This window comes from Sphingomonas sp. (genome assembly GCF_036677245.1).
Lineage (GTDB): Bacteria > Pseudomonadota > Alphaproteobacteria > Sphingomonadales > Sphingomonadaceae > Allosphingosinicella.
Genome location: NZ_JAKFCG010000036.1, coordinates 1 through 11,571 on the forward strand (window position 1 = coordinate 1; position 11,571 = coordinate 11,571).

Consider the following 11,571-nt stretch of genomic DNA (forward strand, 5'->3'; position numbering starts at 1 on the left):
GCGGGCGCTCCACCGATATTCATCGAAGAAAAAGTTAGGATTGGTCATGAACTACGAGGCAAGGGCGCAGGAACTCCTGCAGCGCGAATATAAGATGCTGATCGGCGGCGAGCTGGTCGGCGCGAAGAGCGGCAAGACGTACGCATCCCACAGCCCGAGCGACGGCCGCTTTCTCGCCAACGTTCCCTATGCGCAGGCCGAAGACGTCGAGGCCGCGGTCGCGGCGGCCGCGGCGGCATTTCCGGCGTGGAGCAAGACGCCGCTGACCGAGCGGGTCGCGAAGCTGCGCGAGTTCATCAAGGTGCTGCAGGACAACAAGGTCGATATCGGCATCATCGACGCGATCGATTCGGGAAATCCGGTCACCTCGATGATCGGCGACGTCGATTATTCCTGCCGCGCGATCGATTATCAGATCGGCGTCGCGATTGAGGTCAAGGGCCAGACCCTGCCGTCGATGGGTAACAATTGGCTGATCACCCGCCGCGAGCCTTATGGCGTCGTGGCGCGCATCATCGCCTACAACCACAGCGCCCTGTTCACCGCGGTCAAGTTCCCGGCGCCGCTGCTGATGGGCAATACCTTGATCATCAAGGCGCCCGATCAGGATCCCTTGCCGTCGCTGCTCATCGGCGAGCTTGCCGCGAAGATCTTCCCGCCGGGCGTGGTCAACATCATCACCGGCGACGGCCCGATCACCGGCGACACGCTCGTCCGCCACCCCAAGATCAAGCGCATCTCGCTGGTCGGCAGCATCCCCACCGGCAAGAAGGTGGCCGAGGCCGCCGCGCAGGCCGGCGTCAAGCATGTCAGCCTCGAGCTTGGCGGCAAGAACCCGATCATCATCTTCCCCGACGCGGACATCGACAAGGTCGTCGAGGGCATCGCCAACGGCATGAACTGCCATTGGTCGCAGGGCCAATCCTGCGGCTCGACCACCCGCGCGTTCCTTCACGAGAGCGTCCATGATCAGGTGCTCGAAAAGCTGAAGGTGCGGCTCGGCAACATCCGCATCGGCAACCCGCTCGATCCCGAGACGCAGATGGGCTGTCTCGTCTCCGAGGCGCAGTTCAACAAGGTGATGGGCTATATCAATCTCGGTAAGGAAGGCGGCGCGAAGCTCTTCTGCGGCGGCGCCAAGCCCGAGGGCGAGCAATATGAAAAGGGCTATTTCGTCCAGCCGACCGTCTTCCAGGATGTCACCATGAAGATGCGGATCGCGCAGGAAGAGATTTTCGGCCCGGTCCTGTCGGTGCTCAAATGGAACGATGTCGAGGATGTCGTCCAGCAGGCCAATTCGGTCGAATACGGCCTGACCGCCTCGGTCTGGACCAAGGATCTCAACACCGCGATGGACATGGCCGAGCGGCTCGAGGCGGGCTACGTCTGGATCAACGGCAGCGGCGCCCATTTCCTCGGCGCGCCGTTCGGCGGGCAGAAGCAGAGCGGCACCGATTCCGAGGAAGGCATCGAGGAGCTCTACAGCTTCACGCAGATCAAGACGGTGAGCATGGGCCGGTCCTGACCGGCAGTGGCCGGCACGGTCCGCGTGGCAGGTCCTTGGCGACCCGCTATCGCGGCCGTGCCGGTCCAGAGGGTGTTTTTCGGGGCGAAGCGAGCGCTGCCGCCACGGCTGCGCTGGGCGCAGGGCTCGAATTGCGGTAGAATGTGACGACGGGATCCTGGTGGTGCCGGTTCGCGCAGGGTGGAGAAGACGAGAAACTGGCCGAACATGGCGGCCGTCCAGCTGTGGAGGAGAGAGCATGACCCGAATGGAAACGAGCCGAGCAACCACGGCCAAGCAATTGCGCCCCTACACCCGGCCGCTGATCAAGAATGCCTGGTATGTCGCCGGCTGGTCGGAAGATTTCGGCGACGACCTGCTCGCGCGGCGGATCCTCGACGAGCCGATCCTATTCTACCGCGCAACGAGCGGCGAGCCGGTCGCGGTGCTCGACGTCTGCCCGCACAAATTGGCGCCGATGCGCCTCGGCCAGCGGATCGGCGACGACGTGCAATGCGGCTATCATGGGCTGAAGTTCAACAAGCACGGGCAGTGCGTCCACAATCCGCAGGGCAACGGCATCATCCCGCCCAACGCCAAGCTCAAATCCTATCCGACCGTCGAGCGCTATAGCGTCGTCTGGATCTGGATGGGCGATCCGGCCAAGGCAGATCCCGACAACATTCCCGATTTCAGCGTGTTGGACGATCCCAAGCTCAAGCCGGTCAAGGGCGGCCATAAGGTCGAGAGCAATTACATGATGATGGTCGAGAATCTGCTCGACCTCGGCCATGCCTTGTTCCTCCACGCCAACACCGGCGGGATGGGCAATCTGCAGCTGACCGAGAGCAAGATCACCAACGAGGACGGCGCGATCAAGGATTGGCGGCTCTACACCGACATCCCGACCCCGAGCCTGTTCGCGCAATTCCTCAACGAAGAGCGCGCCGATCTGTGGAGCGACATCCGCTGGAGTGCGCCGTCGGTGCTGCTCAACAATGCCGGCGTTTCGCCGGTCGGGCGGGCGCGCGACAAATCCGTGGCGGTCGAGCAATATGGCACGCATTTCCTCACGCCGGAGACGCAGACCACAACCCATTATTTCTACGCCAACACCAGGAATTACGCGCTCGACGATCCGGCGGGCGACGAGGCCTGGCGTCAATGGCAGCGCAAGGCGCTGAAGGCGGAAGATTCGATGGTCGCCGAAGCGATCCAGAGCGTGGTTCCGCAGGCGGAGGAACTCGAGGTCGAGATGGTCGTGCTCAGCACCGATCTCTCCGGCATCCGCGCCAACCGCATCCTCGAGGAAATGGCGGTCGCCGAAGAAGGCGAATGAAGGCGGCGCGGCCGAATGCCGCGTTTCCCTGCTGCGATGGCCGGCAGAATTGAGGGGAGAGCGTGTTGCGCAGCAACGGGGTCATCGTCATTCTCGGTGCACTCGTCGTCCTGATGGTCGGTGCGCTGATGTTCATGGTGGGACGCTCCGGCACTCAGGAGCGGACCGACACGATCGCGGCGCGACCGGCACCGGCACAGACCCAGTCGCCGGCCGTTCCCGATACCACGGCCGCTGCGACGCCCGCCGCAGCGCAGCCGCGCACTGCAGGCGAGGAAAGCGCTGCCGGACCAATTCCCTCGGCCTTCCTCGGCGAGTGGAATGCCAGCCTCGAAGACTGCGGCACCGGTCTCGACTTGAGCCGGATGCGAGTCGAACCGCAGCGCGTCCTGTTCCACGAGAGCGAGGCTGAGGCGAAGCTGGTGACGATAGACGGTCCGCGCTCGATCACGATCGAGGGGCCGTTCCAGGGCGAAGGCGAAACCTGGAATGGCCGGCTGCGCATGGACCTTTCGGCATCAGGCGACGCTCTGACGATCGGCGATCTCACTCGCCGGCGCTGTCCCTCGTGAGGTTCCCACGATATGGGCGCGCCATATAGGCGGCCCCGCCGGCGCTGAGCGCAGCCTCGGCCCACCGATGACGAGAGGCGATGATGGATTTTGACGACCAGATGCGCCGCTATTTCGGCACCGCCGATTTGTCGGCGATCGAGCCTGGAGCGCTGGCGGCCGGCGTCGAGCATATGAACGTCGACTTCGGACTGGAGCAGGACCGCGACCGCCGGTTCGCTTTGTGGACCATCATGTATCTGCTCGGCGCGGCGCCCGATCTCGACGTCGCTTTCACCGATCCGGTCGAGCGCGACGCCGCGCGCAACTTCATCGAGCTGGCTGAAGCGCGAAGCTGAGCGCGCCGGGCGCTCGGACAATGGCTTGGGCTGGCCGCGTGTCCGCCCGCCAATGGCGCCAAAGTGGACAAGTCGCTTGGCTTGGGACCAGTTTGCCCACATCATTCGAGCATCGACTCCCAGCCGGGCGCGATCGAGAGGATGACGTTTTGCGCGAGAAATATGACGGCGTATTGCGCGGTCCGATGACGACCAGCCTGCGGCTCTGGCTGCGGCTGCTGAGCTGTACGACGATCATCGAGAAGCGGCTTCGTCGCCGCTTTGCCGAACATTTCGAGACGACCTTGCCGCGCTTCGACGTGCTCGCCGCGCTCGACCATCATGACGGGCTGACGATGGGCGAGCTTTCGCGCGAGATCCTCGTCTCGAACGGCAACGTCACCGCCGTCGTCCGCCAGCTGCAGCGGCAATTGCTGGTCGACGTCCGCGCCTCGCCGGTGGACCGGCGGATCTCGATCGTGACCTTGACCGCTGACGGGCGCCGCCATTTCGCCGAGCTCGCAACCGCGTACCAGCAATGGGTCGGCGAGCTGCTCGACGCGATCGCCGACGACGATCAGCGCGAGCTGTTCGACCTGCTTGCCGAGGTGAAATCGTCGATCGAGACGGTCGAGGCGGAGGAGGCGCCGACCGCCGCGGTCACTCCCGCGCGGGTGTGAGGTAGAGGACGCCGAGGGGCGGATCGGCTCGGCACAAGGCAGGGCGATCGGCAACGCGTCTCGATGCCCGATGTGGCGGCGTTCGGCGGTTCCGATGGACGGGTACGTGCATGTTGCGTTACGGGCTTCCTTGCTTCGCGGCCGGCCGCATGTTGACCATGGGCCGTCCGGACCTGCTAGGGGGCCTGCCCTCCGCGCGCCGCTGATGTTGTGTTTGTGTGAGTTCAGTAAGGCCCGATGTTCCTCCTGCTTTTGGCCGCGATCGTTCCGAGCGGTACGTCCTTCACCTGCACCCCGACCCACGTCTGGGACGGCGATGGTCCGATCTGGTGCGCCGAAGGGCCGAAGATTCGTCTGTCGGGGATCGCGGCGCGCGAGATGGACGGCCTGTGCCGCAGCAACCAGCCCTGTCCCGCGGCGAGCGCCGTCGCGGCGCGCGATCACCTCGCCGGGCTGCTCGGCGGCTCGCGCGGCGTCGCGGCACGCGGCCATCTGATCGTCCGCGGGCCGAAGCTGCAATGCCGCTCGGTCGGAGACGGCAAAGGCGAGAGGACCGCCGCCTGGTGCTCCGCGCCCAAGGTCGGCGATCTCAGCTGCGCGATGGTGAGAAGCGGCACCGTGCTGCGCTGGAAGCGCTATTGGAAGGACACTCGCTGCTGAGGAGCGATTGGGTCCTCGGGGGGACGGCGGAGACCCGAGGCTAGGCGTAGCTGGCCCAATCAGCTAGCCCGGTGCCGCGCTTGCCTCCGCAGGCCACGGAATCTTCACGGAATTTAGTATGCGCAAGATCGACGACGTTCGTATTTCCGAAATCAAGGAGCTGATGCCGCCGTCGCATTTCATGCGCGCCATTCCGGGCAGCGACGCGGCGAGCGAGACCGTCACCCGCACCCGCGGCGCGATCCATGCGATATTGAACGGCACTGACGACCGGCTGCTGGTGGTCGTCGGGCCTTGCTCGATCCATGACCCTGCGGCTGCGCGCGACTATGCCGAGCGGCTGATGGCTGAGCGGCGGCGGCTTGGCGATCGGCTCGAGATCGTGATGCGGGTCTATTTCGAAAAGCCGCGCACGACGGTCGGCTGGAAGGGGCTGATCAACGATCCCGATCTCGACAACAGCTTCAACATCAACAAGGGGCTTCGGATCGCGCGCGAGCTGCTGCTCGACATCAACGAAGCCGGGCTTCCCGCCGGCACCGAATATCTCGACATGATCACGCCGCAATATATCGCCGATCTGGTGTCATGGGGGGCGATCGGCGCGCGCACCACCGAAAGCCAGGTGCACCGCGAGCTCGCCTCGGGCCTGTCCTGCCCGGTCGGCTTCAAGAACGGCACCGACGGCAATCTCCGCATCGCCTTCGACGCGGTGAAGACAGCCGCGCAGCCGCACCATTTCCTCGGCGTCACCAAGGGCGGCCATTCGGCGATCCTCGCGACCACCGGCAACCCCGATTGCCATGTCATCCTGCGCGGCGGGGCGGAGCCCAATTACGATCGCGCCGCGGTCGCCGCCGCGGACGCCCAGGCGTCCAGGGCCGGGCTGCCGTGCCGGCTGATGATCGATGCCAGCCACGGCAACAGCCGCAAGGATCCGGACAACCAGAAGCTCGTCGCGCGCGATCTCGCCGATCAGCTCGAGGCCGGCGAGCAGCGCATCTTCGGCATGATGGTCGAGAGCCACCTCGTCGCCGGAAGCCAACCGCTGACCCGCCGCGAAGAGCTAAATTACGGCCAGAGCATCACCGACGCCTGCCTTGGCTGGGACGACACCGTCGAGCTGCTCGACCTGCTCGCCGGCGCGGTCGCGCAACGGCGACGCATCTAGACTCCCGGCCATTTCAACCGACGCGCTCGTTGCGCGCCCGTGACGACTTCGGCTAGACTGCGGCCCTGCGTCTTCGGGAGAGAGCCATGGGTCGTCTCGACGGGAAACTGGCGGTGGTTACCGGAGGCGCGGCGGGGATTGGCCAGGCCTTCGCCGCCCGCCTCGCGGCCGACGGCGCCGACGTCGCGGTGGCCGATATCGGCGACTGTGGCGCCACGAGGAAGAGCGTCGAAGCGCAAGGGCGGCAATTCTTCGCGCGGCGCTGCGATGTCACCAGTCCCGAACAGGTTTCGGCATTCCAGGCCGCGCTCGAGGCCGAGCTGCGGCCCGCGGACATCCTCGTCAACAGCGCCGGCATCTTCCCGGTCAAGCCGTTCGACGAGCTGACGTTCGACGATTGGCGGACGATCAACGCAGTCAACGTCGATGCGATGTTCCTGATGGCGAAGGCGTTCGTGCCCGGCATGAAGCGGGCGGGCTGGGGGCGGATCGTCAACATGAGCTCGACCGTCGTCTGGATCAACGTCGACGCCTACACCCATTATATCACCACCAAGGCCGCGGTGATCGGCTTCACCCGCGGCCTCGCCAACGAGCTCGGCCGGCATGGGATCACCGTCAATGCGATCGCGCCGAGCCTGGTGCGCAACGCGACGACCGAGGCCTCGCCGCTGGGCACCATGTTCGAGACCATCGCCGCCAGGCAGGCCATCCCGCGCGTGCAGGTGCCGGACGACCTGGCCGGCACCTTATCGTTCCTGGTCTCGGACGATGCGGCGTTCGTCACCGGCCAGACCCTCGTGGTCGACGGCGGCATGGTCAAACATTAGCGGCGGCCGCGAGCGGGGTGGCAAAACTCCGTTCGCGATGAGCCTGTCGAACCGCTTTTCTACACCCCTCCTACCCCGTCACCCCAGCTCCTACTCCGTCACCCCAGCGAAGGCTGGGGTCCAGACGATGCGCACATAAGCCACCGGTTGCGAACCCGGGCTACGACGGCGCCTTTCCCAAGGATCGCTTGCCCAAGGATCGCTGATGCCAGCCTGCGCTGGCATGACGTTATTGGGCACCTCCTACCCGTCACCCCAGCAAAGGCTGGGGTCCAGACGATGCGCGCATAAGCCACCGGTGGCGAACCCGGGCTACGACGGCGACTTTCCCAAGCATCGCTTGATGCCAGTTTGCGCTGGCATGATGGAATTGGGCAGCTCATCGCGAACGGGCTTTTGCAGCGATCTCGCGAGGGGGGCGGTACAGCGGCTGCTTGCCCGAAAGGCACGACGATCCGCATACCGTAAGGTGCCGAGAGGGGGGCGAGCCCTTGAGAAGGCGAGCGGCAATATGTTATCTCATGACGATGAAGCTCTGGGTCACTTTGCTGATGATCGTCGCGCTGATGATCGGCAATGCCTCGGCCGCGGCTGAGGCGGTCTGCCGGCATCAGAGCCCGCTCGACCATGCGGCCGCGCGCCACAGCGACGACCGCAAGGTTGCGGCGGCGGCGTTGACCGAAGATGCCGCCGCTGCGGTCGGCGCGAAGAAAGGCGCAGTTCCGAGCGCCTCGGCGTCGATCCTGGCCGATTTGCTGCCGCCCGCGGGGTTGGCGATTCCGCTCCAACTTGCCGAACCGCTGCGCAGGCAATTTCCCGACGGGGCGGTGCTGGAAGGCACGTCGCTGCCGCCGCTGCTGCAGCCGCCGCCGCGCGGCTGACCTAGCCTGGTCGACGGTCAAGTCGCCGTCGCCTTGTTTGACGTTGGAGCCGTTGAAAGCGCGCTCCTCGGCCGTTGTCCGCCGGAAACCGCCGGAACCTGAAATGAGGCGCTCGCCGCGCCACTGCCGCGAGCGTCGGCTGTCCTCGCAGCCCAATGAATGGAAATATGATGCTTCGTTTCACCCTTCTCGCCGGAGTCGCCGCGGCTCTGAGCCCCCATAACGCCTTTGCCGCCGCCGATGAGACTCCCGCCGCCGATGAGACTCCCGCCGAAGCCGTTGCGCCCGGCGATGCCGCCGGTATCGAAGGAGCGCCGCAAGCCGCGACACCGGCTCCGGCAGCGCCCCCAGCGGCCCCGCCGCAGGCGCGGCGGCGGGGCTTTCACGTCCCCGATTCCAGCGAGATCGTCATCACCGGCTTCAGGCGCAATCGTGAGGATGTGCTGGCGGGAACCTCGGTGATCAGCGGCGAGCAGCTGATCCGCGCGCTGCGCCCGACGATCGGCGACACGTTGGCGCGCCAGGCGGGGGTCTCGTCGACCTCCTACGCGCCCAACGCCTCGCGCCCCGTGCTGCGCGGTTTCCAGGGCGAGCGCATCCGCGTCCTCACCGACGGCATCGGCAGCCTCGACGCGTCGAACACCAGCGTCGACCACGCGGTCGCGATCAATCCGCTGACCGCGCAGCGGATCGAGGTGCTGCGCGGCCCGAGCGCATTGCTGTTCGGCTCGGCCGCGATCGGCGGCGTCGTCAACGTCGTCGATGCGCGCATTCCGCGCCACATGCCCGACGAGACGATCCACATCGAGGGGGTCGCGACATACGGATCAGCGGCCAACGAACGATCGGTCAACGGCATCGCCGACGTTCCGATCGGCGGCCATTTCGTCGCTCATATCGACGGCAATTACAGCAAGAGTGACGATCTCGAGATCGGCGGCTTCCTGCTCTCGCCGGAATTGCGCGCGCAAGCCGCCGCTTCGTCCGATCCGGCGATCCGCGATCTCGCGACCTTGCGCGGACGCCTTCCGAACAGCGCCGGCCGCACCTCGGACATCGCCGGCGGCCTCGCCTGGATCCACGGCGGCAACAACGCCGGTTTCTCGGTCAACCGCTTCAAGACCCGCTACGGCATTCCGATCCGCTATGCGCTCGATCCCGCCGCCGAGCCCGAGCAGGTCGCGATCGATCTCGAGCAGACCCGCATCGACGGCCGCGCCGAGATCGACACCGGCTCCGGCCTGGTCGACAGCCTTCGCTTGCGCGGCGGCTATTCGGACTATCAGCACAGCGAGATCGGCGACGACGGCGAGATCGGCACGACCTTCTTCAGCAACGGCTATGAGGGCCGGCTCGAATTGCTGCAATCGGAGCGCGAAGGCTGGGGCGGAGGCTTTGGCGTGCAATATTTCCACCGCCGCCTCGACACGGTGGGCGACGAGAAAGCGCTGCCGCGCAACCGCACGTCGCAGTTCGGCCTGTTCCTCCTCGAAACCTACCGCTCGGGGCGGCTGCGCGCCGAGGCCGGCGCGCGCTACGAACGCCAGACCGTCAAGGCCGCCGCCGATCCGGTGATCGGCAATCCCCGCCTCACCCGCAGCTTCGCTTCCTTCTCCGGATCATTGGGCGTCAGCTACGAAGCCTTCCCCCAGGTCCGGCTGGGGCTCAACGCATCGCACTCGGAGCGCGCGCCGGCCGCCGAGGAGCTGTTCGTCAACGGCCCCCATCCCGGCACCCATTCGTTCGAGATCGGCGATCCGGATCTCGCCAAGGAAAAGAGCAATGGGCTCGAGCTGACCTTGAGGAAGTCGGGCGGCGGCTTCACCTTCGGCGCCTCGGCCTATCACATCTGGTTCCGCGACTATATCTACGAGCAAGCGACCGGCGGCGTCGAAGACGATCTGCCGGTGTTCGAGATCAGGCAGGGGGCGGCGCGCTACCTCGGCTTCGAGGTTGAAGGTTCGCTGCGGGTCGCGCAGCTCGGCAAGTTCGCGATCAATGTCGATGCGCTCGCCGATTACGTCCGCGCGACGATCAAGTCGGCCGGCCCCGCGCCGCGCATCCCGCCGCTGCGGCTGCTCGGCGGCATCGAGGCGCAATCGGAGCGGGTCACCGGCCGGCTCGAGGTCGAGCGGGTCACCGGCCAGGGCCGCCTCGCCGAATTCGAAACGCCGACCAAAGGCTATGCGATGGTCAACGCCTCGCTCTCGCTGCAGCCGTTCGCGGCGCACGAGCAGACCAGCCTGACGCTCTCGGCCAACAACATCTTCGACGCCGACGCCCGCCGCCACGCAAGCTTCCTCAAGGATCATGCGCCGCTGGCGGGGAGGGACCTGCGCGTCACCGCGCGCTTCAGCTTCTGAGCGGCGGCAGAACGGCGGCGCGTCACGCAGATGTTGGCTCGGCCGCCATGCTCTTCGGCTTCGCGCCGATCCGTTCGGCGATCATGTCGAAGCCGATCGGCCGAAAGTTCCACGCATCGACGCCGACATCCACCTGGCGGGGGAGGGGCTTGCCGCGGCCATGGCTGTGGCCGTGGAGGTTCACCGCGCCGCGCGCCTGCCCGTTCCAGGCGCGGAACGGATAATGGCAGAGGATGACCAGCCGCTCGTCGACCCGGATCTCATGATAGTCGCGCACGCTCGCCCAGCCGAGATGCGCCGCCACGGCCTCGGGATCGTTGTTGCCGCGGATGAGATGCTTGCGGCCGCGCAGCACGCCCAGCACCCGCTCGGCATCGCGCACCGAGCGCGCGAAATCGCCGAGGTGCCAGACCTCGTCCTCGTCGGCGACCACCTCGTTCCAGCGATCGATCAGCACCGCGTCCATCTCGGCGACCGAAGCGAACGGCCGACGCTGGATGTTGATCGTGCGATGATCGCCGAAATGCGTGTCGCTGGTGAAGAAGGTCGCCACCGAGGACCAACGCTCGGCCGGAGCGAGCGTGCCGGCGCGAATGAGAGCTGCTTCAGCGATGGTCAGCGAAGTAGCTGGCAAGCACCTGAGCCTTCACGATCTGCGCAGGTCCTTCACGAACTACGTCTTACGATAGTGTCTGGTAGAGAAATTCAGAATGGAACTTTTAACTGGTCACTAACGAGCGCAAGAGGACGCAACCGCTCGCGAGTAGCTTCACCTAGCGCCGCCTCGGCTGACTCCAGCCGGAAGTATAGAAGATTGCGTCTGAATTGAGCAGCAGGCTCGTGTTGCCGAGCCGAGGACGAAGGCCGAGGACGTGGGGGCAATGCGGGCATAGGAGGAAGATGGCCGAGGACGATGATTTGGACTGGCGGGGTCGGAAGGCCGGCGTAATTCCGACTCCCGATGAGTTCGTGCCGTTTGCTCGGGAGTTGCACGCCGAGAGCGACCGAGGCATGGCACTTTCCGGCACGGCATATCTAGATGATCGGCTCGGCAAACTCATTGAAGCCTACCTGACTCGAGACACCAGCGCTGCGAAGCTCATCTGGGGAGGTACGTCGCCCCTCGGCACCTTCAGTGCCCGGATCGCGATTAAACAGGTCCAGCACATCGACGAATTCGAAACCATGCACAGGATCACCACCAATTCCTACACAGGTCGATTGTCCCAAGCCTAGACGGGTCAACTGATCGAC

The 11,571-nt window shown here is 65.7% G+C and carries 11 protein-coding genes and 1 pseudogene; 10 read left to right on the forward strand and 2 right to left on the reverse strand.

All coding sequences use genetic code 11. The annotated features are described in order from the left end of the window. Nucleotides 1–46: 46 nt before the first annotated feature. The 10 genes from V6M48_RS03480 to V6M48_RS03525 all read left to right on the forward strand — a co-directional run bounded on the left by V6M48_RS03480 (nucleotide 47) and on the right by V6M48_RS03525 (nucleotide 10,317). Nucleotides 47–1,525, forward strand: a complete 1,479-nt coding sequence (locus V6M48_RS03480) for an aldehyde dehydrogenase family protein (RefSeq protein WP_332811134.1) — start codon at nucleotides 47–49, stop codon at nucleotides 1,523–1,525. A 238-nt stretch (nucleotides 1,526–1,763) separates the two neighbouring features. Next, nucleotides 1,764–2,843, forward strand: coding sequence for an aromatic ring-hydroxylating dioxygenase subunit alpha (locus V6M48_RS03485; protein ID WP_332811135.1), 1,080 nt, complete (start codon nucleotides 1,764–1,766; stop codon nucleotides 2,841–2,843). A gap of 65 nt (nucleotides 2,844–2,908) precedes the next feature. Then, nucleotides 2,909–3,415, forward strand: coding sequence for a hypothetical protein (locus V6M48_RS03490; protein WP_332811136.1), 507 nt, complete (start codon nucleotides 2,909–2,911; stop codon nucleotides 3,413–3,415). A gap of 83 nt (nucleotides 3,416–3,498) precedes the next feature. Beyond that, nucleotides 3,499–3,753: a hypothetical protein gene (locus V6M48_RS03495; protein WP_332811137.1), complete on the forward strand. Its 255-nt coding sequence runs from the start codon at nucleotides 3,499–3,501 to the stop codon at nucleotides 3,751–3,753. A 149-nt stretch (nucleotides 3,754–3,902) separates the two neighbouring features. Then, the gene (locus tag V6M48_RS03500; RefSeq protein ID WP_332811138.1) at nucleotides 3,903–4,412 is read left to right on the forward strand and encodes a MarR family winged helix-turn-helix transcriptional regulator; all 510 of its coding nucleotides are present in this window, start codon (nucleotides 3,903–3,905) and stop codon (nucleotides 4,410–4,412) included. 237 nt (nucleotides 4,413–4,649) lie between these two features. Beyond that, complete coding sequence (locus V6M48_RS03505) at nucleotides 4,650–5,072, forward strand: thermonuclease family protein (RefSeq protein ID WP_332811139.1); 423 nt, start codon at nucleotides 4,650–4,652, stop codon at nucleotides 5,070–5,072. Between the two features lie 118 nt (nucleotides 5,073–5,190). Then, nucleotides 5,191–6,243, forward strand: a complete 1,053-nt coding sequence (locus tag V6M48_RS03510; protein ID WP_332811140.1) for a 3-deoxy-7-phosphoheptulonate synthase — start codon at nucleotides 5,191–5,193, stop codon at nucleotides 6,241–6,243. A gap of 86 nt (nucleotides 6,244–6,329) precedes the next feature. Continuing rightward, nucleotides 6,330–7,073 (forward strand): SDR family NAD(P)-dependent oxidoreductase, encoded by a 744-nt coding sequence (locus V6M48_RS03515; protein ID WP_332811141.1) that lies wholly within the window; start codon nucleotides 6,330–6,332, stop codon nucleotides 7,071–7,073. A 521-nt stretch (nucleotides 7,074–7,594) separates the two neighbouring features. After that, nucleotides 7,595–7,954: a hypothetical protein gene (locus tag V6M48_RS03520; protein ID WP_332811142.1), complete on the forward strand. Its 360-nt coding sequence runs from the start codon at nucleotides 7,595–7,597 to the stop codon at nucleotides 7,952–7,954. A gap of 170 nt (nucleotides 7,955–8,124) precedes the next feature. Continuing rightward, complete coding sequence (locus V6M48_RS03525; protein ID WP_332811143.1) at nucleotides 8,125–10,317, forward strand: TonB-dependent receptor; 2,193 nt, start codon at nucleotides 8,125–8,127, stop codon at nucleotides 10,315–10,317. Nucleotides 10,318–10,339: 22 nt separating this feature from the next. Here V6M48_RS03525 and V6M48_RS03530 read toward each other — a convergent pair whose 3' ends face one another. After that, on the reverse strand, nucleotides 10,340–10,951 hold the full coding sequence (locus V6M48_RS03530) for a metallophosphoesterase family protein (protein ID WP_332811144.1): 612 nt from the start codon (nucleotides 10,949–10,951) through the stop codon (nucleotides 10,340–10,342). Between the two features lie 497 nt (nucleotides 10,952–11,448). Beyond that, nucleotides 11,449–11,571, reverse strand: a pseudogene (locus tag V6M48_RS03535) (succinate--CoA ligase subunit alpha); the annotation flags it as partial.